A 21,720-nucleotide genomic window follows, 5' to 3' on the forward strand; every position below is an offset into this window, starting at 1 on the left:
CGACCTTAGGGTCGCCTTTGTGCGTTTTGGGATGTGAAAAATATAGGGCTTGAGGGCGCGAGTTCTTTCCCGCGCGTTTGAGATCGCCTCTGGATCTTGAGGCCGGGCGAAATTGTGTAGGAGCTGCCGAAGGCTGCGAATGGCGGCCATTGCTTCGCAGCCTTCGGCAGCTCCTACACGGAAAGCGACAGCCATCAGCTCTTGGCTGTTACGACCATTTTCTTCGCATGGGCCAGCGATTCTTTAGTCAGGTCGATCCCGCCCAGCATCCTCGCGACTTCTTCTATACGCTCATTCTTGCTCAGTTTTGATACAGCAGTGCGGGTGGCTTCGCTGTCGCGGACTTTGTGCACAAACAGATGCTGGTGTCCCTGCGCTGCTACCTGCGGCAAGTGCGTCACCGTCATGACTTGCCCGCGATCACCCAGACGTCGCAGCAATTGGCCGACGATTTCAGCCGTGGGGCCGCCGATCCCGACATCCACTTCGTCGAAGACCAACGTCGGTACTCGAGATGTCTGTGCAGTAATCACCTGAATCGCAAGGCTGATCCTTGAGAGCTCACCGCCCGACGCCACTTTTGCCAGCGCTTTGAGCGGCTGGCCAGGGTTGGCGCTAACCAGCAGTTCAACCTGTTCAAGGCCGTTGGGCAGCAATTCTTTCTCGGGGTTGGCCTTGAGATCTATGCTGAACCGCCCGCCGGGCATGCCAAGGCGCTGGATTTCATGTTCCACGGCAGCTGCCAGTTCCGGCGCTGCGCGATGGCGCAGGTCGCTCAGTTCCCGGGCCTTCTCTTTATAATGGCGTGCGAACGACGACAGTTCATTTTCCAGTCGCTCGATCGCTTCGTCGTTGGCATTCAGTGTTTCGATCTCGTCCAGCAGCTTCTGTTGAAGCGTTGCGACCTCCGTCGGCTGGATGCGATGTTTACGCGCCAGGGTATAAATGGCGTCGAGGCGTTCTTCAAGCTGTTGCAGGCGAGCCGGATCAGCGTCGAAGTGATCAAGGAAGCGGTTGAGTTCGCCGACCGCTTCTTCTACCTGAATCTGTGCGCTGGACAGCAGATTGGTGGCTTCGCTCAGAGCGGTCGGCGAGTCATTGACGCTGCCCAGACGATGCAGGCTGGCGGTCAGCGCGTTCAACACATTGCCGGAATCGTTCTCGCTGCACTGCTCGACCACCTGACGGCAAATGCTCAGCAGGCTTTCGGCGTTGGTCAGGGTTTTCTGTTCTTGCTCAAGCTGCTCCAGCTCATTCTCGCCAAGGCTGAGGCTTTCCAGTTCTTCAAGCTGATAGCTCAGAAGCTGATGGCGCGCGCGTTGCTCGTCGCCGGAGTTGGAGAGTTTGTCCAGCTCCTGGCGGGTCTGCCGCCAGCGCTGGGCGGCAAGCTGTACCTGGCGGGCAAGATCAGTGGCGCCTGCGTACTCATCCAGCAGACGACGGTGAGTGTCAGTCTTGAGTAGCGATTGATGTTCGTGCTGGCTGTGAATGTCGATCAACAGCTCACCCAGTGCTTTCAAGTCACCTTGAGGGCAGGGCGTGCCATTGATATAGGAGCGCGAGCGACCTTCGGCAGTGATGACCCTGCGCAGGATGCATGGGCCGTCGTTGTCCAGGTCACGCTCTTGCAGCCAGGTTTGCGCTTCGGGAATGTCGACCAGATCGAAGGTCGCCAGGATGTCTGCCTTATCCGCGCCGGGTCGAACGACGCCGCTGTCGGCTCTGTCGCCCAGGGTCAGGCCGAGGGCGTCGAGCATGATCGATTTACCAGCCCCGGTTTCACCGGTTATCACGCTCATGCCGCGGTCCAGCTCAAGATCGAGATGTTCAACGATGGCGTAGTTGTGTACGGAAAGGTGCACCAGCATGGAGTGGCTCCCAAGCGATAAGTCTGGTTATTTATACAGTGTTTTATTTGTTGGTGACAATGCCCTGATTTAGCTCGATTCGTTCGGGTGCAGGCTTTTTTTAGTCCATTTGGCGATTTGTTCAAGTGCGATAAAGACTTGGCTTTGGCCGGAGGTTTTGTGAGGACTTTTGTCGATCTGTTGAAATTTGCTCTTGAAGCTGAAAATTCCGCTCCCATATAGGGGGGCAGAAGCGCGATTTGAGGTCGCGGACGTATTGAAAGGAGAAATCTATGGCTGACGAACAGAATCTGGATGCGCAGACCCAGGACCAGGCTGCCGAAGCGGTTACCGGTGAAGAGTTGGTCACCCGCGTGCAAGTGCTCGAAGAGCAACTGGCTGCGGCACAGGACCAGTCCCTGCGTGTGGCTGCGGATTTGCAGAACGTCCGCCGCCGTGCAGAACAGGATGTAGAAAAGGCTCACAAGTTTGCACTTGAGAAGTTTGCGAGTGACTTGCTGCCGATCGTGGACAGCCTCGAGCGTGGTCTGGACCTGTCCAGCCCGGACGACGAAAGCATTCGTCCAATGCGTGAAGGTATCGAGCTGACGCTGAAAATGTTTGGCGACACGCTCAAGCGTTACAACCTTGAAGCGATTGATCCGCATGGTCAGCCATTCAATGCCGAGCACCATCAGGCAATGGCCATGCAGGAAAGCGCAGATGTTGAACCAAACAGCGTTTTGAAAGTGTTTCAGAAGGGCTACCAGCTTAATGGTCGCCTGCTGCGCCCGGCCATGGTCGTGGTCAGCAAGGCTCCATCGCCTGTTCAACCATCAATTGATGAGCAGGCTTGAAATCAGCTGTCTGGCCCCCATTTATAGGCCAAGCGTTTAAGAGCTACCGCAATTTGTAAACGCAGTTGCGGCAACCAAATTCAAAATTTCGGGAGATTCAAAGATGGGCAGAATTATCGGTATTGACCTGGGGACCACCAACTCCTGCGTCTCCATTCTGGAAAACGGCACCGTCAAGGTTATCGAGAACGCCGAAGGCGCTCGTACCACACCTTCGATCATCGCTTATGCCAACGATGGCGAGATCCTTGTAGGCCAGTCGGCCAAGCGTCAGGCGGTCACCAACCCGCACAACACCCTGTACGCGGTAAAGCGTCTGATCGGTCGTAAGTTCGAAGAAGAAGTCGTTCAGAAAGACATTCAGATGGTCCCGTACAAAATCGCCAAAGCTGACAATGGCGACGCATGGGTTGAAGTTAACGGCAAGAAAATGTCGCCTCCTCAGATTTCTGCGGAAATTCTGAAGAAGATGAAGAAAACCGCTGAAGACTACCTGGGCGAAGCAGTAACCGAAGCGGTGATCACCGTTCCGGCTTACTTCAACGATAGCCAGCGTCAGGCCACCAAAGACGCCGGTCGTATTGCCGGTCTGGACGTAAAACGTATCATCAACGAACCAACCGCAGCCGCTCTGGCTTACGGTATGGACAAGGCTAAGGGCGACCACACTGTCATCGTTTATGACCTGGGTGGCGGTACTTTCGACGTTTCGGTTATCGAAATCGCGGAAGTTGATGGCGAGCACCAGTTCGAAGTGTTGGCAACCAACGGTGACACGTTCCTGGGTGGTGAAGACTTCGACATCCGTCTGATCGACTACCTCGTTGACGAATTCAAGAAAGAAAGCGGCATGAACCTCAAGGGTGACCCGCTGGCGATGCAGCGCCTGAAAGAAGCCGCTGAGAAAGCCAAGATCGAGCTGTCCTCGAGCAATTCGACCGACGTTAACCTGCCGTACATCACTGCAGACGCAACCGGTCCAAAGCACTTGAACGTGAAGATCTCGCGCGCCAAGCTGGAATCGCTTGTTGAAGACCTGGTTCAGCGCACTATCGAGCCTTGCCGTCTCGCGTTGAAAGACTCCGGTATCGACATCAGCGCAATCAACGACGTGATCCTGGTCGGTGGCCAGACTCGCATGCCGTTGGTACAGCAGAAAGTGACCGAGTTCTTCGGTAAAGAAGCCCGTAAAGACGTGAACCCGGACGAAGCAGTTGCCATGGGTGCTGCTATCCAGGGCGCAGTATTGGCTGGCGACGTTAAAGACGTTCTGCTGCTGGACGTTAGCCCGCTGACCCTGGGTATCGAAACCATGGGCGGCGTGATGACTGCTCTGATCGACAAGAACACCACGATTCCTACCAAGAAATCGCAAGTGTTCTCCACTGCTGACGACAACCAGAACGCCGTGACCATTCACGTGCTGCAAGGTGAGCGTAAGCAAGCTGCTCAGAACAAGTCCCTGGGCAAGTTCGACCTGGCCGAGATTCCACCAGCACCGCGCGGCGTTCCACAGATCGAAGTAACGTTCGACATCGATGCCAACGGCATCCTGCACGTAGGCGCCAAAGACAAGGCGACCGGCAAGCAGCAGTCGATCGTGATCAAGGCTAACTCCGGTCTGTCGGACGAAGAAATTCAGCAAATGATCCGTGATGCTGAAGCCAACACTGAAGAAGACCGCAAGTTCGAAGAGCTGGCGACCGCGCGTAACCAGGGCGACGCACTGGTTCACTCGACTCGCAAAATGATCTCCGACGCGGGCGACAAAGTGACCGCAGAAGAGAAAACTGCGATCGAAGCTGCGCTGGTTGCTCTTGAAGCTGCTGTCAAAGGCGACGACAAGGCTGCCATCGACGCCAAAGTCGAAGAGCTGTCCAAGGTTTCCGCGCCAGTGGCTCAGAAAATGTACGCCGAGCAGGCAGAGCAACCGGAAGCGGGTGCCCAGGCTGCGAAGGAAGAAACCAAGCCTGCTGACGACGTTGTCGATGCAGAGTTTGAAGAAGTAAAAGAAAACAAGTAAGCGCAGGCTCACTTGCAAGCCAGTTGACCGTTTTCGGGCGGTCGCTGGTAGGATGTCGCCGCGCGGGAGCTTGCTCCCGCGTTGGCGTGTCTGGAACAGACGAATTTTTTGCGGCCTGCGGTATGTACCGCAAGCTGATGTGGCAAGGTCGTCATGCTCCTGCATACGGCTTGTTCTGCCGCTTTCCCGGTCAGTCTGGCCGGTGAAATGAAGACCAGGATCGTTGAATTGACGTGAGTTGGGTCCGGGCCTGTATGGGGCTCAACGAGTTTGGCAAGGCTCAGGAGGGTTTTGCCGGACGTCCTCAAGAGTGCGGAAGAATTTATGGCTAAGCGTGACTATTACGAAGTATTGGGGGTGGAGCGAGGCTCCAGCGAGGCTGATCTGAAGAAAGCTTATCGTCGTCTGGCGATGAAGCATCACCCTGATCGCAATCCTGATGACAAAGCGTCGGAAGAACTGTTCAAAGAGGCCAACGAGGCCTACGAAGTTCTGTCCGATGCCAGCAAGCGCGCAGCCTACGACCAGTATGGTCATGCTGGCGTCGACCCAAGCATGGGTGGCGGCGGTTTTGGCGGTGGCGCGGGCGGTGCGAACTTCTCCGACATTTTCGGCGATGTGTTCAGTGACTTCTTCGGCGGTGGCCGGGGCGGTGGCGGTGGTCGTGGCGGCGCTCAGCGTGGCAGCGATCTGCGCTACACCCTTGAGCTGAACCTCGAAGAAGCCGTGCGCGGTACCTCGGTCAATATCCGCGTTCCGACGCTGGTTAACTGCAAGCCTTGCGACGGTTCGGGTGCCAAGAAAGGCTCCTCGCCTGTTACATGCCCGACCTGTGGTGGTATCGGCCAGGTTCGGATGCAGCAAGGTTTCTTCTCGGTGCAGCAAACTTGTCCGCGCTGCCACGGCAACGGCAAGATCATTTCCGATCCGTGCGATTCCTGCCATGGCGAAGGCCGCGTCGAAGAGTACAAGACCCTCGCTGTGAAAGTACCGCCTGGGGTTGATACCGGCGATCGTATTCGTCTTTCCGGCGAAGGCGAGGCGGGTACGCAAGGTGGGCCAACGGGTGACCTGTACGTGGTGATCAACGTGCGCGAGCACGCGATCTTCCAGCGTGACGGCAAGCATCTGTTCTGCGAAGTGCCGATCAGCTTCACTGACGCCGCCCTGGGTGGTGAGCTGGAAGTGCCAACACTGGATGGTCGCGTCAAACTGAAGATCCCTGAGGGTACCCAGACCGGCAAGCAGTTCCGTTTGCGTGGCAAGGGTGTCGCTCCGGTGCGTGGCGGTGGTGCGGGTGATTTGATGTGCCGCGTTGCTGTCGAGACTCCGGTTAATCTGGGCCGTCGTCAGCGTGAACTGCTTGAAGAGTTCCGCTCAACGCTGGAAGGCGACAGTTCTCACTCCCCGAAAGCCACTGGCTGGTTTGACGGTGTGAAGCGTTTCTTCGGCGATTTGTAACGGGAGCAGGACATGCGACGTATTGCTGTGATGGGCGCCGCCGGGCGCATGGGTAAGATTCTGATCGAGGCTGTTCAGCAGGCGCCGGGCGCTGGTCTGACAGCGGCGATCGATCGGCCTGACAGCACGCTGGTTGGCGCTGACGCTGGCGAATTGGCTGCGCTGGGTCGTATCGGCGTTCCGCTGTCGGGTGATCTGGCCAAAGTGGCTGATGAGTTCGATGTGCTGATCGACTTTACGCACCCTTCGGTGACGCTGAAAAATCTGGCGTTCTGCCGTAAGGCAGGCAAGGCCATGATCATTGGCACCACGGGTTTTACGGCTGAAGAAAAGCAGCGTATTGCCGAAGCGGGCAAAGAGATTCCGATCGTCTTCGCCGCCAACTTCAGCGTCGGTCTGAATCTTTGCCTGAAGTTGCTCGACACTGCTGCTCGCGTGCTGGGTGATGATGTCGATATCGAAATCATTGAGGCGCACCACCGTCACAAGGTCGACGCACCGTCCGGTACGGCGCTGCGATTGGGTGAGGTGGTTGCCAATGCGCTGGGTCGTGATCTGGAAAAGGTTGCTGTCTACGGTCGTGAAGGTCAGACCGGTGCCCGTGATCGTCAGACCATTGGTTTTGCGACTATTCGAGCCGGTGACGTTGTGGGTGATCACACCGTCTTGTTTGCCTCCGAAGGCGAGCGCGTCGAGATTACACACAAGGCGTCCAGCCGCATGACTTTCGCTAAGGGCGCAGTCAGGGCGGCAATGTGGCTTGAGGGTCGCGAGGCGGGTCTGTATGACATGCAGGACGTGCTTGATCTGCACTGATTGACGGCTGCAAAAGAGGCGCAACCCTAGAGTTAAGGGTGTTGCGCCTCTGTTTTATCCTTTCCAGGGAACTTCTATCGCATTCCCCCGTCATTTCGCCTCATTGGCGGTAGACCAAAAAAGCCTTTTTCTGTAAGCTACAGCTTTAGTGTGTCCACTAAAAGCGCGCAGATGATTCTATAAGAAAGCGGGGTGACGTAACTACGTCATTCCGCTTTTTTGCAACCTGCGAATGCCCTTTCAGGCTTTACTTACGGGAGGTCTTCTTGACTAAGCCAGCCATACTCGCCCTTGCTGATGGCAGCATTTTTCGCGGCGAAGCCATTGGAGCCGACGGTCAAACCGTTGGTGAGGTAGTGTTTAACACTGCCATGACCGGCTATCAGGAAATCCTTACCGATCCTTCCTATGCCCAGCAAATCGTTACTCTGACTTACCCGCATATCGGTAACACCGGCACTACACCTGAAGACGCTGAGTCTGATCGCGTCTGGTCCGCTGGTCTGGTCATTCGTGATCTGCCGCTGGTTGCCAGCAACTGGCGTAACAAGATGTCGCTGGATGATTACCTGAAAGCCAACAATGTTGTGGCAATCGCTGGGATCGACACCCGTCGCCTGACCCGCATCCTGCGTGAGAAAGGTGCACAGAACGGCTGCATCATGGCCGGTGACAACATTTCCGAAGAAGCAGCCATCGCCGCAGCGCGCGGCTTCCCGGGCCTGAAAGGCATGGACCTGGCGAAAGTTGTCAGCGTCAAGGAATCCTACGAGTGGCGCTCCAGCGTCTGGTCCTTGAAGACCGACACCTGCCCTGAAATTGCCGCATCCGAATTGCCGTACCACGTCGTAGCCTATGACTACGGCGTCAAGGTCAACATCCTGCGCATGCTGGTCGAGCGCGGCTGCCGCGTAACCGTCGTTCCGGCTCAAACGCCAGCCAGTGAAGTACTCGCCTATAAGCCTGACGGTGTATTCCTGTCCAACGGCCCAGGCGACCCCGAGCCTTGCGACTATGCCATCCAGGCGATCAAGGAAGTGCTGGAAACCGACATTCCGGTATTCGGTATCTGCCTCGGTCACCAACTGTTGGCTCTGGCATCCGGTGCCAAGACGGTGAAAATGGGTCACGGTCACCACGGTGCCAACCACCCGGTACAGGACCTGGACACCGGCGTGGTCATGATCACTAGCCAGAACCACGGTTTTGCGGTGGATGAAGCAACACTGCCGGCCAACGTTCGTGCGATCCACAAGTCGCTGTTCGACGGCAGCCTGCAAGGCATTGAGCGTACCGATAAGGATGCGTTCAGCTTCCAGGGTCACCCTGAAGCAAGCCCGGGCCCGACTGATGTGGCTCCGCTGTTTGATCGCTTTATCGAAACCATGGCCAAGCGACGCTGAACGGTTGCCTTGAGAATGTAACGCGCAGCGCTGGGCTGGACCTGGGCTAACGTCCGGCGGAGACCGCCCAGCGGCTGCAAAGAAGTTCAAGACGGCTTGCCGACTGACCTACGGATTTGAGTGACAAACCATGCCAAAACGTACAGACATTAAAAGCATCCTGATTCTCGGCGCCGGTCCTATCGTGATCGGTCAGGCCTGTGAATTCGACTATTCTGGCGCCCAGGCTTGTAAAGCCCTGCGCGAAGAGGGTTATCGCGTCATTCTGGTGAACTCCAACCCAGCGACCATCATGACCGACCCGGCGATGGCCGACGCGACCTACATCGAACCGATCAAATGGCAGACCGTTGCCAAGATCATCGAAAAAGAGCGTCCAGACGCCGTGCTGCCAACCATGGGTGGTCAAACCGCTCTGAACTGCGCGCTGGATCTGGAGCGTGAAGGCGTTCTGGCCAAGTTTGGCGTTGAGATGATCGGCGCCAATGCCGACACCATCGACAAGGCTGAAGACCGCTCGCGTTTCGACAAAGCCATGAAATCTATCGGTCTGGACTGCCCGCGCTCGGGTATCGCCCACTCCATGGAAGAAGCCAATGCCGTGCTTGAGAAGCTGGGCTTCCCTTGCATCATCCGTCCGTCCTTCACCATGGGCGGCACCGGTGGCGGTATCGCTTACAACCGCGAAGAGTTCGAGGAAATCTGCACCCGTGGTCTGGACCTGTCTCCGACCAAGGAACTGCTGATCGACGAATCGCTGATCGGCTGGAAAGAATACGAAATGGAAGTTGTCCGTGACAAAAAGGACAACTGCATCATCGTCTGCTCCATCGAGAACTTTGACCCGATGGGTGTGCACACCGGTGACTCGATCACTGTTGCGCCAGCGCAGACGCTGACCGACAAGGAATACCAGATCATGCGTAACGCCTCGTTGGCGGTACTGCGTGAGATCGGTGTTGAAACCGGCGGCTCCAACGTTCAGTTCGGCATCTGCCCGAACACCGGCCGTATGGTTGTGATCGAGATGAACCCGCGTGTATCGCGCTCCTCGGCACTGGCTTCGAAAGCGACGGGTTTCCCGATTGCTCGCGTTGCTGCCAAACTGGCTATCGGTTACACCCTCGACGAACTGCAAAACGAAATCACCGGCGGCAAGACTCCAGCGTCTTTCGAGCCTTCGATCGACTACGTCGTTACCAAGCTGCCACGCTTTGCCTTTGAGAAGTTCTCCAAGGCTGACGCTCGCCTGACCACGCAGATGAAGTCGGTCGGTGAAGTCATGGCAATCGGCCGCACCTTCCAGGAATCCCTGCAGAAAGCTCTGCGCGGCCTGGAAGTCGGTGTCTGCGGTCTTGATCCAAAGCTGGACCTGAGCAATCCGGAAAGCATGAGCACCCTCAAGCGTGAGCTGACCGTTCCGGGTGCTGAGCGTATCTGGTACGTGGCTGATGCTTTCCGCGCGGGCATGACGGTCGAAGAAATCTTCGCCATGAACATGATCGATCCTTGGTTCCTGGTGCAGATCGAAGACCTGATCAAGGAAGAAGAGAAGGTCAAGACCCTGGGGCTGTCGGCCATCGATCACAGCCTGATGTTCCGCCTCAAGCGCAAAGGCTTCTCCGATGCGCGTCTGGCCAAGCTGCTGGGTGTTACCGAGAAGAACCTGCGCACTCATCGCCACAAGCTGGAAGTGTTCCCGGTCTACAAGCGTGTTGACACCTGCGCAGCCGAGTTCGCGACCGACACTGCTTACCTGTACTCGACGTACGAAGAAGAGTGCGAAGCTGCACCGACGGGTCGCGACAAAATCATGATCCTGGGTGGCGGTCCTAACCGTATCGGCCAGGGTATCGAGTTCGACTACTGCTGTGTGCATGCGGCTCTGGCTCTGCGCGAAGACGGGTACGAGACCATCATGGTCAACTGCAACCCGGAAACCGTGTCTACCGACTACGACACTTCTGATCGCCTGTACTTCGAACCAGTGACCCTGGAAGACGTGCTGGAAATCGTCCGCGTCGAGAAGCCTAAAGGCGTCATCGTTCAGTACGGCGGACAGACCCCTCTGAAACTGGCTCGCGCCCTTGAAGCGGCCGGCGTGCCAATCATCGGCACCAGCCCTGACGCTATTGACCGTGCAGAAGACCGTGAGCGCTTCCAGCAAATGGTTGAGCGTCTGAACCTGCGTCAGCCGCCAAACGCCACCGTGCGTAGCGAAGACGAAGCGATTCGCGCTGCTGCCAAGATCGGTTATCCGCTGGTTGTTCGTCCGTCCTACGTATTGGGCGGCCGTGCGATGGAAATCGTTTATCAGGAAGACGAGCTCAAGCGCTACCTGCGCGAAGCGGTTCAGGTGTCCAACGACAGCCCGGTGCTGCTGGACCACTTCCTGAATTGCGCCATTGAAATGGACGTCGATGCAGTATGCGACGGTACTGACGTGGTGATCGGCGCGATCATGCAGCACATTGAACAGGCGGGTGTTCACTCCGGTGACTCGGCTTGCTCCCTGCCTCCGTACTCGCTCCCGGCTCATATCCAGGACGAAATGCGCGAGCAGGTCAAGAAAATGGCTCTGGAGTTGGGCGTAGTCGGCCTGATGAACGTGCAGTTGGCGTTGCAGGGTGAAGACATCTACGTCATTGAAGTGAACCCGCGTGCCTCGCGTACCGTGCCGTTCGTTTCCAAATGCATCGGTGTTTCCCTGGCAATGATCGCTGCTCGCGTCATGGCTGGTAAGACCCTGAAAGAGCTGAACTTCACCAAAGAAATCATCCCGAACTTCTACAGCGTGAAAGAGGCGGTGTTCCCATTCGCCAAATTCCCTGGCGTTGACCCGATCCTTGGCCCAGAGATGAAGTCGACCGGTGAAGTGATGGGTGTGGGTGATACCTTCGGAGAAGCATTCGCCAAAGCCCAGATGGGTGCCAGCGAAGTACTGCCAACTGGCGGCACTGCGTTTATCAGTGTGCGTGACGACGACAAGCCTTTGGTGGCTGGCGTTGCGCGAGACCTGATCAACCTCGGTTTCGAGATCGTTGCCACGGCCGGCACTGCCAAACTTATTGAAGCCGCAGGCCTGAAGGTGCGTCGCGTCAACAAAGTTACCGAAGGTCGTCCGCACGTGGTCGACATGATCAAGAATGACGAAGTCACGCTGATCATCAACACGACCGAAGGTCGTCAGTCGATCGCTGATTCTTACTCCATTCGTCGCAATGCCCTACAGCACAAAATCTACTGCACCACTACGATTGCTGCGGGCGAGGCTATCTGCGAAGCGCTGAAATTCGGTCCGGAAAAGACCGTGCGTCGCTTGCAGGATCTACATGCAGGATTGAAGGCATGATCAAATACCCAATGACAGTCCAGGGCGCGAAAGCCCTGGAGGAAGAACTGACTCACCTGACCAAGGTCGTCCGTCCAAAGCTCAGCCAGGACATTGGCACCGCTCGCGAACTGGGTGACCTGAAGGAAAACGCCGAGTACCACGCTGCCCGTGAGCAGCAGGGTATGGTTGAGGCGCGGATTCGTGACATTGAAGGCCGGATTCAGAATCAGGTCGTCATTGATGTCACGACCATCCCTCACACCGGCAAAGTAATTTTCGGCACGACCGTGGAAATCGCCAACGTCGAGACGGATGAGCGCGTCACTTACCACATTGTGGGTGAGGATGAGGCTGACTTTAAACTCGGCAAGATTTCGGTAGGTTCACCATTGGCCCGTGCCTTGATTGCCAAGGAAGAGGGCGATGTAGTTGCCGTGAAGACGCCGGGTGGCGTTATCGAGTACGAGATTGTTGAAGTCCGCCACATTTGAATCAGGTCGCCCGTTTTCAGCGGGCACACTGATCTGGCAGCTGGCCCAGACGTTTTGGGTCGGCGGCATGGTTTTGCTGCATTTGGCTTTGCTGGCGGTGCTGGACCAAACCGGTCTGGCGCCGTTGTTGATCAATGAGCTCACCGGTCAGTCCGGTGCATTGCTGGTGGGGGTTGCGATGTCATGTGCAATCCTGCAACTGGCAGTATTGCTCGGTGTTGAAAGGTTTGCAGATATTTGGCGGGACTTGCGCGGACAATTGCTGTTCGTCGCAATACTGTCGGCAATCAGCTATTTCGGCATGCGGTTCTGGTTACCGGATGCGGTGAGCTGGCAGTTGCTGAGTTATCTGGCGTTGGGAATGTCCGGTTTGCTGCTGGTCTTGCAACCTGCGCCGGGGAGCAGCACCAGGGCGCGCTGAGGCGGCCCTGGTCTGTTTGTATCAAACTGCGCGGTGGACGTTGGAGAGCTGCTTGTTTACCTTTGGGTTCTTGCGGTAGATCAGCGCCATCTTGCCGATGACCTGCACAAGATCCGCAGATCCGGCCTTGCACAGTTCGGCAATGGCTTGAAGGCGGCTTTCGCGGTCCAGGATGTTGAGTTTGATCTTGATCAGCTCGTGATCGCTCAGTGCGCGCTCCAGTTCGGCGAGCACACCTTCGGTCAAACCATTGTCAGCCACGATCAATACCGGTTTCAGGTGGTGGCCAATGGATTTGTACTGTTTCTTCTGCTCTTGAGTGAGCGGCATAATCTGACCTCTGCGTCTGATCTTGTAAAAAGCGGCGGCCAGTTTACCCGAGCGAGTCCGGGACCGCCCACTTAATCACGACTCGATTATTTTTGAGGTGCCCTGTGGCCCGTTCCAAGACAAGTCATAACTGGCTTAAAGAACACTTCGACGACAAATACGTCAAAATGGCGCAAAAGGACGGCTATCGTTCACGCGCCAGCTACAAGCTGCTCGAGATTCAGGAAAAGGACAAAATCATCCGTCCTGGCATGACCGTAATCGACCTCGGTGCGGCACCCGGAGGTTGGTCTCAGGTGACCAGTCGTCTGATTGGTGGTCAAGGTCGTTTGATTGCATCCGACATTCTTGAAATGGACAGCATCCCTGATGTCACCTTTGTTCAAGGGGATTTCACTGAGGATGCAGTGCTGGCACAAATTCTGGAAGCTGTCGGTAATACACAGGTAGACCTTGTGATTTCCGATATGGCCCCCAATATGAGTGGACTGAGCGCTGTCGACATGCCTCGCGCAATGTTCCTTTGCGAGTTGGCACTCGATCTTGCCGGGCGGGTTTTGCGTCCAGGTGGTGATTTTTTGATCAAGGTTTTCCAGGGGGAAGGCTTTGACGTGTACCACAAGGACATTCGCAAGCTGTTCGATAAGGTCCAGATGCGCAAGCCGTTGTCTTCGCGTGATCGCTCCCGTGAGCAGTATTTATTGGGGCGTGGCTTTCGTGGCATTGAAGGCTCGGCGAGTGATGAGCGTCTTTGATTCTTTGAGATGCGGCGATAGTTTTTTTTAAATGGCCATGTCGATGCAGCATCACCGAGCATCGTGTAGTCAAAGTTTCACAAAGGGTTACAGACGGTGCCTGCCACATCTGTAGGTTCTGTAGTAAGTTAGGCCGGTGAATATCATGCGAGGCACGCTCTGCGTGGAGCTTGCTTCAGAGGGTAGCTAATTGAACGATATGGCAAAGAATTTGATCCTGTGGTTGATCATCGCGGCTGTCCTTGTGACGGTGATGAACAACTTCTCCAGCCCTAACGAGCCGCAGACCCTCAACTATTCCGAGTTCATCCAGCAGGTCAAGGATGGCAAGGTCGAGAAAGTTGCAGTGGATGGCTTCGTCATTACGGGCAAGCGTAGCGATGGCGACACCTTCAGAACCATTCGTCCGAATATTCCAGACAACGGTCTGATCGGTGATCTGGTCAACAACAACGTGGTTGTTGAAGGCAAGCAGCCAGAGCAGCAAAGCATCTGGACCCAGTTGCTGGTAGCCAGCTTCCCGATTCTGGTCATTATTGCCGTGTTCATGTTCTTCATGCGCCAGATGCAAGGTGGCGCGGGGGGCAAAGGTGGCCCGATGAGCTTCGGCAAGAGCAAGGCACGCCTGCTCTCCGAAGATCAGGTCAAGACCACATTGGCTGACGTTGCGGGTTGCGACGAAGCCAAGGAAGAAGTGGGTGAGCTGGTTGAGTTCCTTCGCGATCCGGGCAAGTTCCAGCGCCTGGGCGGTCGTATCCCTCGCGGTGTGCTGATGGTTGGCCCGCCAGGTACCGGTAAAACCTTGCTGGCGAAAGCGATTGCGGGCGAAGCGAAAGTACCGTTCTTCACGATTTCCGGCTCTGACTTCGTTGAAATGTTCGTGGGTGTTGGTGCAAGCCGCGTCCGTGACATGTTCGAACAAGCCAAGAAACACGCTCCGTGCATCATCTTCATCGACGAAATCGACGCTGTAGGTCGCCATCGTGGTGCTGGCATGGGCGGTGGTCACGACGAGCGTGAGCAGACTCTCAACCAGTTGCTGGTAGAGATGGATGGTTTCGAAATGAATGACGGCATCATCGTCATTGCCGCCACCAACCGTCCTGACGTGCTTGACCCGGCTCTGTTGCGTCCTGGTCGTTTTGACCGCCAGGTTGTGGTCGGTTTGCCAGACATTCGTGGTCGTGAGCAGATCCTCAAGGTTCACATGCGTAAAGTACCAATGGGCGATGACGTAAATGCGGGTGTGATTGCTCGTGGTACGCCAGGCTTCTCCGGTGCCGATCTTGCCAACCTGGTCAACGAAGCATCGCTGTTCGCTGCTCGTACGGGTAAGCGCATCGTCGAGATGAAAGAGTTTGAGCTCGCCAAAGACAAAATCATGATGGGCGCTGAGCGCAAATCCATGGTCATGTCCGAGAAAGAGAAGCGCAATACGGCTTATCACGAAGCGGGTCACGCGATCGTGGGTCGTGTGGTGCCAGAGCATGATCCGGTTTACAAGGTTTCGATCATTCCACGTGGTCGTGCGCTGGGTGTGACCATGTTCCTCCCTGAGGAAGATCGTTACAGCCTGTCCAAGCGTGCTCTCATCAGTCAGATCTGCTCTTTGTACGGCGGTCGGATTGCTGAAGAAATGACCCTTGGCTTTGACGGTGTCACCACCGGCGCTTCCAACGACATCATGCGGGCCAGTCAGATTGCCCGGAACATGGTGACGAAATGGGGCCTCTCGGAGAAGCTGGGGCCTCTTCTGTATGGTGAAGACGAAGATCAGGGCTACCTGGGTCGTGGTGGCGGTGGTACCAGCAGCGGTTTGTCGGCTGATACCTCTCGTTTGATCGACTCCGAGGTGCGCAGCATCATTGATCAGTGCTACGGCACTGCCAAACAGATCCTCACCGACAATCGTGAAAAGCTCGACGCGATGGCAGATGCGTTGATGAAGTACGAAACGATTGATGCCGAGCAGATCGACGATATTATGGCAGGCCGTACTCCGCGCGAGCCGCGCGATTGGGAAGGTGGCTCGGGTACCCCTGGTACTCCGGTGACACCTCCGGATGTTCGTCCGGAAGCCCCGATCGGTGGCCCTGCTGCTGAACACTAAGGCCTGACATGAACTCTGTGCTGTACCCAACCCGGTTGCCTTGCGGCAACCGGGTTCTTGATTTGTCCCGTACGCATGTTATGGGCATCCTCAACGCAACTCCCGATTCCTTCTCTGATGGCGGTCGCTACACCCATCTCGATGCTGCTCTGCGGCATGCCGAAGCGATGGTTGTTGCGGGGGCTACGCTGATTGATGTGGGTGGCGAATCCACTCGTCCCGGGGCGCGCGCAGTTTCACCCATCGAAGAGCTTGAGCGCGTGGCCCCTGTCGTAGAGGCTGTAAGTCGCGAGCTGGACGTAATCATCTCTGTGGATACTTCCACGCCGGCTGTCATTCGTGAAACTGCCCGACTGGGTGCAGGTTTGATCAATGACGTTCGCTCGTTGCGTCGTGATGGTGCCCTGGATGCAGCGGCTGCCACCGGGCTGCCAGTGTGCTTGATGCATATGCGTGGCGAGCCGGGTGATATGCAGGATGATCCTCGGTACGACGATCTGGTCCGGGAAGTTGGCGCCTTTTTGCGCGAGCAGATGGGGCGTTGCAGTGCTGCTGGCATTCCTGAAGAGCGCATTATCCTCGATCCGGGTTTTGGTTTTGCCAAGAGCCTTGATCACAACCTGAGCTTGTTCAAGCACATGCAGGAACTGCATGCGCTAGGCCGTCCACTCTTGGTTGGCGTATCGCGCAAGAGCATGATTGGTGGTGCGTTGGGGCGTCCGGTTGGCGAGCGTCTGTTTGGTGGTCTTGCTCTCGCTGCATTGGCGATGACCAAGGGCGCAAGAATTCTACGTGTGCATGATGTCGCCGAGACGGTTGATGTCGTGCGGATGATTGCCGCGGTCGAAGCGGCGCAATAAGAATATTGGAGCATCCATGATTACCAAGAAATACTTCGGAACCGACGGCATTCGTGGTCGAGTGGGGCAATTCCCTATCACTCCTGAATTCATGCTCAAACTCGGTTGGGCGGCGGGCATGGCGTTTCGGCGTCTTGGTGCGTGCCGCATTCTGGTAGGCAAGGACACGCGTATTTCAGGTTATATGTTCGAGTCTGCACTTGAGGCGGGTCTTTCTGCTGCCGGTGCTGACGTCATGCTGTTGGGGCCAATGCCTACGCCCGCAATTGCTTATCTGACCCGTACTTTCCATGCGGAGGCCGGCATCGTTATCAGCGCGTCGCATAATCCGCATTACGACAACGGCATCAAATTCTTCTCTGGTCAGGGGACGAAGCTGCCGGACGAGATCGAGTTGATGATCGAGGAGTTGCTCGACGCGCCGATGACAGTCGTCGAGTCGGAAAAGCTGGGCAAGGTTTCGCGTATCAATGACGCTGCCGGCCGTTATATCGAATTTTGTAAAAGCAGTGTGCCGACCAGTACTGATTTCGCTGGCCTGAAGGTGGTGATCGACTGTGCTCATGGCGCTACTTACAAGGTCGCGCCAAATGTTTTTCGCGAGCTTGGGGCGCAGGTCACCGTTTTGTCGGCCCAGCCTGACGGTCTGAATATCAATGAAAACTGCGGCTCCACTCATATGGGGGCGCTGCAGGCTGCGGTCCTGGCTGAGCATGCAGACCTCGGTATCGGTTTTGATGGTGATGGCGACCGGGTCTTGATGGTTGATCACACTGGCGCTGTTGTGGACGGTGATGAGCTGTTGTTTATCATTGCTCGTGATCTTCACGCGCGGGGTCGCCTGCAAGGTGGTGTCGTCGGAACCTTGATGAGCAATCTCGGGCTTGAGTTGGCGTTGGCTGATCTCAACATCCCGTTTGTGCGCGCCAATGTGGGTGACCGCTATGTGATCGCCGAGCTGCTGGAGCGTAATTGGCAGATTGGTGGCGAGAATTCGGGGCACGTGGTTTGCTTCCAGCACACCACCACGGGTGACGCGATCATTGCTGCTCTGCAAGTGATACTTGCTTTGCGCCGCAATGACGAGAGTCTTGCCCAGGCGCGCCAGGCGCTTCGCAAGTGTCCGCAGGTGTTGGTCAACGTCCGGTTTTCGGGGGGTGTCGATCCTGTCACGCATCCTGCCGTCAAAGAAGCTTGCGACCGTGTAACGGCCGCCATGGAGGGTCGCGGTCGGGTGTTGTTGCGCAAGTCCGGGACCGAGCCACTGGTTCGCGTGATGGTTGAAGGTGAGGACGAAGTGCAGGTTCGCGGTTACGCGGATGAGCTCGCAAAACTGGTTGCTGAAGTTTGCGCCTGATTTCGGCTTGCCAGTGTTGAAACTGTTGGGTAACATCTGCGCCCACTTTGACCGACGAGGTACAGCATGCGTCGCCCTATGGTAGCTGGTAACTGGAAGATGCACGGTACCCGCGCCAGCGTCGCTGAGCTGATCGAGGGCCTTGCAGAGCAGGTCCTCCCTGGCGGTGTTGATGTGGCGGTGTTTCCGTCGAGCCTGCACGTGAACCTGGTAGTCGAGGGTTTGCAAGGCAAGTCAATTTCTGTGGGTGCGCAGAACTGCGCGCACGAAGCAGGGCAGGGTGCTTTGACCGGTGAAGTGTCGCCGAGTCAATTGGCCGATGCAGGTTGCAAGCTGGTACTTGTGGGTCATTCGGAGCGTCGCCAGATTATGGGCGAGAGCGACGATGTTCTGATTCGCAAGTTCGCTGCAGCTCAGGCAAGCGGCCTTACGCCGGTGCTGTGTATCGGCGAAACTCTCGAAGAGCGTGAGGCTGGCAAAACGCTTGAAGTGGTCGGGCAGCAGCTCGACAGCATCATCGTAGCGCTGGGCATCAATGCTCTCGTGAATGCAGTAATCGCTTACGAGCCAGTCTGGGCCATCGGCACCGGGCTGACCGCTTCGCCTCAACAGGCGCAGGACGTGCACGCAGCTATTCGTGCGCAATTGGCGAAAGAGAATGCTGAGGTCGCACAAGGCGTGCGACTTCTTTATGGCGGCAGCGTGAAGGCGGCCAATGCGGTCGAACTGTTCGGCATGCCGGATATCGATGGGGGGCTCATTGGTGGTGCCTCCCTGAATGCAGCTGAGTTCGGTGCGATTATTCGCGCCGCGGGAAACTGAAAAAATGCTGGAAACAGTCGTAGTCGTTTTTCATCTGCTGGCCGCTCTGGGCGTTGTTGTCCTGGTATTGCTGCAGCAGGGTAAGGGTGCGGACGCTGGCGCGTCTTTCGGAGCAGGTGCATCAAATACTGTCTTCGGAAGCCAAGGTTCCTCTACCTTTCTTAGTAAGTTTACTGGTATACTCGCCGCAGCTTTTTTCATAACCAGCTTGGGGTTAGGTTACTTTGCTAAAGAGAAAGCTCACGAGCTGACTCAGGAAGGTTTGCCAGATCCAGCAGTAATGGAAATGAAGCAAAAACCGGCAGCAGATGATGTTCCGGTGCTCGAAGGGCAAAAGCCAGCCGCTGTTCCAGCTGACGTACCTCAAGCTCCAGAGCAGAAGTAAGGTTTCAGCAGGCAGTGAAGTTTGAGGCTGCCAAAGATGTATTGCCGAGGTGGTGGAATTGGTAGACACGCAACCTTGAGGTGGTTGTGCCCATAGGGTGTAGGGGTTCGAGTCCCCTTCTCGGTACCAATTATCAGGAGAGCCCGCTGTTGCGGGCTTTCTTGTAGGTGGAAGGTTACATTGACCCTGTAAGGGATCGGTCGTATACTTCCGCCCCAGCTTTGTCGCGGGGTGGAGCAGTCTGGTAGCTCGTCGGGCTCATAACCCGAAGGTCGTCGGTTCAAATCCGGCCCCCGCAACCAGTTTAAGGAGCCCCTTTTAAGGGGCTTTTTGTTAGCTGGACACTTTCAACGCCGCTGTTCGACGGCGTTTCAAGGATGGGCGTTTCGCCCATTTTTTTATTTTGCATAGCATGCACATACATGCACGAGGGGGTTCAGGTGTCGAGCAAGCTAGAAGAGTTGCAGGCCTTGCTGGCCCCGGTGGTCGTGGCCCTAGGCTATGAATGCTGGGGTATTGAGTTTTCGGCTCAAGGTCGCCACTCAATGTTGCGCGTTTATATTGATAAAGAGGGCGGTGTGCTGGTGGACGATTGCGCCATCGTGAGCCGTCAGATCAGCGGTGTTCTTGATGTTGAAGATCCCATCTCCGTTGAATACACCCTCGAAGTTTCCTCGCCTGGCATGGAACGCCCACTGTTCACTATTGATCAGTTTGCAAAATTTGCCGGTGAACAAGTGAAGATCAAGCTGCGCTCGCCTTTCGAAGGTCGACGCAATTTTCAGGGCCTTCTGCGCGGTGTAGAAGAGCAGGATGTTGTGGTGCAGGTAGAAGACCATGAGTTCCTGTTGCCGATCGATATGATCGACAAGGCCAACATTATTCCCACGTTTGACTGATACGTGCCAAATACTGCGGATCCCGCGGATCCAATGGCTTGCGAAAGGCGAGGCGTACGATGAGCAAAGAAGTACTGCTGGTTGTTGAGTCGGTGTCCAATGAAAAGGGCGTTCCGGCAGATGTGATTTTTGAAGCGCTAGAGTTGGCCTTGGCCACAGCTACAAAAAAACGCTTTGAAGATGAGGTTGAGCTGCGTGTAGAGATCAACCGTCACACGGGTAACTACGAGACTTTCCGTCGCTGGACAGTGGTCGAAGATGAAGATCTTGACGATCCGGCATACGAGCTGGCTGTCGATCAGGCTCAAGAAAAGAAGCCGGGCGCTGTAGCCGGTGACCTGATCGAAGAAAAAATCGAATCCATCGAGTTCGGTCGCATCGCGGCGCAGACTGCCAAGCAAGTCATTGTGCAGAAAGTTCGTGAAGCCGAGCGTGCGCAAGTGGTTGACGCCTATCGTGAACGATTGGGCGAAATCATCTCCGGCACTGTCAAGAAGGTCACGCGTGACAACGTCATCGTTGACCTGGGTAACAACGCCGAAGCGCTGTTGGCTCGTGAAGACATTATTTCCCGCGAAACCTTCCGTGTAGGTGTCCGTCTGCGGGCGCTGCTGAAGGAAATTCGCACAGAAAACCGTGGTCCGCAGCTGATCCTGTCGCGTACGGCGCCAGAGATGCTGATCGAGCTTTTCCGCATTGAAGTGCCGGAAATCGCTGAAGGTCTGATCGAGGTGATGGCTGCCTCTCGTGACCCGGGTTCGCGTGCAAAAATCGCTGTTCGCTCCAAGGACAAACGAATCGACCCGCAAGGCGCCTGTATCGGCATGCGTGGTTCGCGAGTTCAGGCTGTTTCGGGCGAACTGGGTGGCGAGCGAGTGGATATCGTCCTGTGGGACGACAATCCGGCTCAGTTCGTCATCAACGCGATGTCCCCTGCTGAAGTGGCGGCAATCATTGTTGATGAAGACGCCCATGCAATGGACATCGCGGTCGGTGCCGACAACCTGGCGCAGGCCATTGGTCGTGGCGGTCAGAACGTGCGTTTGGCTAGCCAGTTGACTGGCTGGACCCTGAACGTGATGACCGAATCGGACATCCAGGCCAAGCAGCAAGCAGAAACCGGCGACATCCTGCGCAACTTCATCGACGAGCTGGAAGTCGACGAAGATCTGGCGCAAGTGCTGGTAGATGAAGGCTTCACCAGCCTGGAAGAGATTGCCTATGTACCGGTGGAGGAGATGCTCAACATCGACGGCTTTGACGAGGAAACCGTCAACGAGCTTCGTGCTCGGGCCAAGGATCGTTTGTTGACCAAAGCCATCGCTACAGAGGAAAAGCTGGCAGACGCCCATCCGGCCGAAGACCTGCTCTCACTTGAGGGTATGGACAAGGATTTGGCGATGGAACTGGCGGTGCGCGGCGTAATTACCCGCGAAGACCTGGCCGAGCAGTCTATTGACGATCTGCTCGACATCGACGGCATTGATGATATTCGTGCCGGCAAGTTGATCATGGCCGCCCGAGCCCACTGGTTCGAGTAATTAGGCGC

Annotated in this window: 18 protein-coding genes and 2 tRNA genes; 18 read left to right on the plus strand and 2 right to left on the minus strand. The window is 56.3% G+C overall.

What is annotated here, in order from left to right; genetic code table 11:
* Positions 1–194 precede the first annotated feature (194 nt).
* Positions 195–1,868, minus strand: a complete 1,674-nt coding sequence (gene recN, locus ABRP31_RS03145; RefSeq protein ID WP_349971369.1) for a DNA repair protein RecN — start codon at positions 1,866–1,868, stop codon at positions 195–197.
* Between the two features lie 272 nt (positions 1,869–2,140).
* Between recN and grpE the strand changes: the two genes are divergently transcribed.
* From grpE to ABRP31_RS03185, 8 genes are all read left to right on the plus strand, one after another.
* Positions 2,141–2,704, plus strand: coding sequence for a nucleotide exchange factor GrpE (grpE, locus tag ABRP31_RS03150; RefSeq protein ID WP_087266507.1), 564 nt, complete (start codon positions 2,141–2,143; stop codon positions 2,702–2,704).
* A gap of 103 nt (positions 2,705–2,807) precedes the next feature.
* Positions 2,808–4,727 carry a molecular chaperone DnaK gene (dnaK, locus tag ABRP31_RS03155; RefSeq protein WP_087266505.1) on the plus strand — a complete coding sequence of 640 codons (1,920 nt, stop codon included), beginning with the start codon at positions 2,808–2,810 and terminating at the stop codon, positions 4,725–4,727.
* 324 nt (positions 4,728–5,051) lie between these two features.
* Positions 5,052–6,188: a molecular chaperone DnaJ gene (dnaJ, locus tag ABRP31_RS03160; protein ID WP_087266764.1), complete on the plus strand. Its 1,137-nt coding sequence runs from the start codon at positions 5,052–5,054 to the stop codon at positions 6,186–6,188.
* Positions 6,189–6,200: 12 nt separating this feature from the next.
* Positions 6,201–7,004 (plus strand): 4-hydroxy-tetrahydrodipicolinate reductase, encoded by an 804-nt coding sequence (dapB, locus tag ABRP31_RS03165; protein ID WP_027900312.1) that lies wholly within the window; start codon positions 6,201–6,203, stop codon positions 7,002–7,004.
* 266 nt (positions 7,005–7,270) lie between these two features.
* Entirely contained in the window at positions 7,271–8,407 is a 1,137-nt protein-coding gene (carA, locus tag ABRP31_RS03170) for a glutamine-hydrolyzing carbamoyl-phosphate synthase small subunit (RefSeq protein WP_087266503.1), read from the plus strand.
* Between the two features lie 130 nt (positions 8,408–8,537).
* Positions 8,538–11,759 (plus strand): carbamoyl-phosphate synthase large subunit, encoded by a 3,222-nt coding sequence (carB, locus tag ABRP31_RS03175; RefSeq protein WP_087266501.1) that lies wholly within the window; start codon positions 8,538–8,540, stop codon positions 11,757–11,759.
* A complete protein-coding gene (gene greA / locus ABRP31_RS03180; protein WP_087266499.1) occupies positions 11,756–12,232 on the plus strand; it encodes a transcription elongation factor GreA in 477 nt (158 codons plus the stop codon). The genes carB and greA overlap by 4 nt, the downstream gene beginning before the upstream one ends.
* Positions 12,210–12,653, plus strand: a complete 444-nt coding sequence (locus ABRP31_RS03185; RefSeq protein ID WP_238599554.1) for an MFS transporter — start codon at positions 12,210–12,212, stop codon at positions 12,651–12,653. Before greA ends, ABRP31_RS03185 begins: the two co-directional genes overlap by 23 nt.
* A gap of 21 nt (positions 12,654–12,674) precedes the next feature.
* On the opposite strand, the gene ABRP31_RS03190 is transcribed toward ABRP31_RS03185, so the two are convergent.
* Positions 12,675–12,983 (minus strand): YhbY family RNA-binding protein, encoded by a 309-nt coding sequence (locus ABRP31_RS03190; RefSeq protein ID WP_027900317.1) that lies wholly within the window; start codon positions 12,981–12,983, stop codon positions 12,675–12,677.
* A 104-nt stretch (positions 12,984–13,087) separates the two neighbouring features.
* On the opposite strand from ABRP31_RS03190, the gene rlmE reads away from it, so the two are divergent.
* From rlmE to nusA, 10 genes are all read left to right on the plus strand, one after another.
* Entirely contained in the window at positions 13,088–13,738 is a 651-nt protein-coding gene (rlmE, locus tag ABRP31_RS03195) for a 23S rRNA (uridine(2552)-2'-O)-methyltransferase RlmE (protein ID WP_349971367.1), read from the plus strand.
* A gap of 199 nt (positions 13,739–13,937) precedes the next feature.
* Entirely contained in the window at positions 13,938–15,848 is a 1,911-nt protein-coding gene (gene ftsH, locus ABRP31_RS03200; protein ID WP_349971366.1) for an ATP-dependent zinc metalloprotease FtsH, read from the plus strand.
* Positions 15,849–15,856: 8 nt separating this feature from the next.
* Positions 15,857–16,708 carry a dihydropteroate synthase gene (gene folP, locus ABRP31_RS03205; protein ID WP_349971365.1) on the plus strand — a complete coding sequence of 284 codons (852 nt, stop codon included), beginning with the start codon at positions 15,857–15,859 and terminating at the stop codon, positions 16,706–16,708.
* Between the two features lie 19 nt (positions 16,709–16,727).
* Positions 16,728–18,065 (plus strand): phosphoglucosamine mutase, encoded by a 1,338-nt coding sequence (gene glmM / locus ABRP31_RS03210; protein WP_167384332.1) that lies wholly within the window; start codon positions 16,728–16,730, stop codon positions 18,063–18,065.
* Between the two features lie 66 nt (positions 18,066–18,131).
* Positions 18,132–18,887 carry a triose-phosphate isomerase gene (gene tpiA / locus ABRP31_RS03215; RefSeq protein WP_349971364.1) on the plus strand — a complete coding sequence of 252 codons (756 nt, stop codon included), beginning with the start codon at positions 18,132–18,134 and terminating at the stop codon, positions 18,885–18,887.
* A 4-nt stretch (positions 18,888–18,891) separates the two neighbouring features.
* A complete protein-coding gene (gene secG / locus ABRP31_RS03220; RefSeq protein ID WP_087266489.1) occupies positions 18,892–19,272 on the plus strand; it encodes a preprotein translocase subunit SecG in 381 nt (126 codons plus the stop codon).
* Positions 19,273–19,315: 43 nt separating this feature from the next.
* A tRNA-Leu gene (locus tag ABRP31_RS03225) sits at positions 19,316–19,401 on the plus strand.
* Positions 19,402–19,497: 96 nt separating this feature from the next.
* Positions 19,498–19,574 (plus strand) — tRNA-Met (locus ABRP31_RS03230).
* A gap of 138 nt (positions 19,575–19,712) precedes the next feature.
* A complete protein-coding gene (gene rimP / locus ABRP31_RS03235; RefSeq protein WP_158099111.1) occupies positions 19,713–20,171 on the plus strand; it encodes a ribosome maturation factor RimP in 459 nt (152 codons plus the stop codon).
* 59 nt (positions 20,172–20,230) lie between these two features.
* The gene (gene nusA, locus ABRP31_RS03240) at positions 20,231–21,712 is read left to right on the plus strand and encodes a transcription termination factor NusA (protein ID WP_087266486.1); all 1,482 of its coding nucleotides are present in this window, start codon (positions 20,231–20,233) and stop codon (positions 21,710–21,712) included.
* The last annotated feature ends 8 nt before the right edge of the window (positions 21,713–21,720 follow it).

Source organism: Pseudomonas caspiana, from assembly GCF_040224095.2.
Lineage (GTDB): Bacteria > Pseudomonadota > Gammaproteobacteria > Pseudomonadales > Pseudomonadaceae > Aquipseudomonas > Aquipseudomonas caspiana.

What these genes read in the sequence shown, in the direction of transcription:
- recN (WP_349971369.1), bottom strand. Translation starts at nt 1,868, where the DNA reads ATGCTGGTGCACCTTTCCGTACACAACTACGCCATCGTTGAACATCTC.
- grpE (WP_087266507.1), top strand. Translation starts at nt 2,141, where the DNA reads ATGGCTGACGAACAGAATCTGGATGCGCAGACCCAGGACCAGGCTGCC.
- dnaK (WP_087266505.1), top strand. Translation starts at nt 2,808, where the DNA reads ATGGGCAGAATTATCGGTATTGACCTGGGGACCACCAACTCCTGCGTC.
- dnaJ (WP_087266764.1), top strand. Translation starts at nt 5,052, where the DNA reads ATGGCTAAGCGTGACTATTACGAAGTATTGGGGGTGGAGCGAGGCTCC.
- dapB (WP_027900312.1), top strand. Translation starts at nt 6,201, where the DNA reads ATGCGACGTATTGCTGTGATGGGCGCCGCCGGGCGCATGGGTAAGATT.
- carB (WP_087266501.1), top strand. Translation starts at nt 8,538, where the DNA reads ATGCCAAAACGTACAGACATTAAAAGCATCCTGATTCTCGGCGCCGGT.
- greA (WP_087266499.1), top strand. Translation starts at nt 11,756, where the DNA reads ATGATCAAATACCCAATGACAGTCCAGGGCGCGAAAGCCCTGGAGGAA.
- ABRP31_RS03190 (WP_027900317.1), bottom strand. Translation starts at nt 12,983, where the DNA reads ATGCCGCTCACTCAAGAGCAGAAGAAACAGTACAAATCCATTGGCCAC.
- ftsH (WP_349971366.1), top strand. Translation starts at nt 13,938, where the DNA reads ATGGCAAAGAATTTGATCCTGTGGTTGATCATCGCGGCTGTCCTTGTG.
- folP (WP_349971365.1), top strand. Translation starts at nt 15,857, where the DNA reads ATGAACTCTGTGCTGTACCCAACCCGGTTGCCTTGCGGCAACCGGGTT.
- tpiA (WP_349971364.1), top strand. Translation starts at nt 18,132, where the DNA reads ATGCGTCGCCCTATGGTAGCTGGTAACTGGAAGATGCACGGTACCCGC.
- secG (WP_087266489.1), top strand. Translation starts at nt 18,892, where the DNA reads ATGCTGGAAACAGTCGTAGTCGTTTTTCATCTGCTGGCCGCTCTGGGC.
- nusA (WP_087266486.1), top strand. Translation starts at nt 20,231, where the DNA reads ATGAGCAAAGAAGTACTGCTGGTTGTTGAGTCGGTGTCCAATGAAAAG.